We start from the raw sequence: 450 nt of genomic DNA, 5'->3' as shown, positions 1-450 counted from the left end.
CGACAAAGCCCTGCTCAGCCTGTCACCGCACGAGATTGACGGCCTGGTGCGTCGCTGGCGCAACCCGATGATCGTCGCTGACGGTGTGTGGCAACGTTACCGCGGCCGTATCCTGCTGGGTTTTACCACGGCCCTGCTGTTGCTCGGCCTGGCCTTGCTGTGGATCCGCTACCTGCGGCGCCTGCAGGTGCAATTGCGCCGTGCCAAGCGTGAGGCCGATGCCGCAAACCAGGCCAAGACCCAGTTCCTGACCACCATGAGCCACGAGCTTCGCACGCCCTTGCATGCCGTGCAGGGCATGCTTGAACTGGCACGGCGCAAGGCCGAGCGAGGCGAGTTCGACCACCTGGCACTGGAGGTGGCCGACGAAGCGGCGCGTGGCCTGCTGGAACTGATCGGAGACATCCTGGACATCACCCGTATCGAGTCCGGGCACTTGCAGTTTGCTGC

At 64.7% G+C, this 450-nt stretch carries 1 protein-coding gene; it reads left to right on the top strand.

All coding sequences use genetic code 11. The features are described 5' to 3' along the window. Positions 1 to 450: histidine kinase dimerization/phospho-acceptor domain-containing protein (locus GVL04_RS24150; protein ID WP_327785627.1), on the top strand; the 450-nt coding region annotated here is incomplete at both ends.

The organism is Arthrobacter sp. 18067 (genome assembly GCF_902706295.1).
Classification (GTDB): domain Bacteria; phylum Actinomycetota; class Actinomycetes; order Actinomycetales; family Micrococcaceae; genus Arthrobacter.
Note: the sequence above shows the minus strand (reverse complement) of the source record. Positions and strands in the feature narration are given on the sequence as shown.